General features: G+C 58.4%; 1 protein-coding gene. It reads left to right on the forward strand.

From position 1 onward, the window contains the following. Positions 1-193 precede the first annotated feature (193 nt). Positions 194-505, forward strand: a 312-nt coding sequence (locus RCF13_RS20280) for a glycosyltransferase (RefSeq protein WP_308141524.1), incomplete at its 3' end; no start/stop codon positions are given.

Below are 505 nucleotides of genomic sequence, written 5' to 3' on the forward strand. Positions count from 1 at the left end.
CGCGAAATCCGGGGCGATTCAGCGAGCCAAAGAGCGCTCGCTCGACTACGATCCGCTCATGCGCCAACTTGCACAAATGGAACAGGCGCTGGTGTCCGGGGATATAGAGAGCGCTCTGGAGATACTCTGTACGCTGGTTCCCGAGTATACGCGTGGATGCCCCTAGGATGCTTCACGTCCTATGACGGAGAAAATGAGAATCCTATTCGTCGCGAATGCTCAGTCCGTGCACATGCACCGCTGGCTTTTAGCGTTGCGGGATAAGGGGCACGACGTCCATATCGCGTCGTTTGACGCAGCCGATATTCCCGGTATAACGGTGCATCGCCTGCCCACCTACGACCTGGGAAAGGCAGGATATTTCACCGCCATCCCTGCCCTTCGGCGGCTTGCAAAGCGTTTGCGTCCGCACGTCGCACATGCGCACTACCTGACCAGCTATGGCTTTGTCAGCGCGGCCGCGGGACTGCATCCACTCGTTCTAACCGCCATGGGTTCGGACATC

This window comes from Stenotrophomonas maltophilia group sp. RNC7 (assembly GCF_030910085.1).
GTDB classification, from domain to species: Bacteria; Pseudomonadota; Gammaproteobacteria; order Xanthomonadales; family Xanthomonadaceae; genus Stenotrophomonas; species Stenotrophomonas sepilia.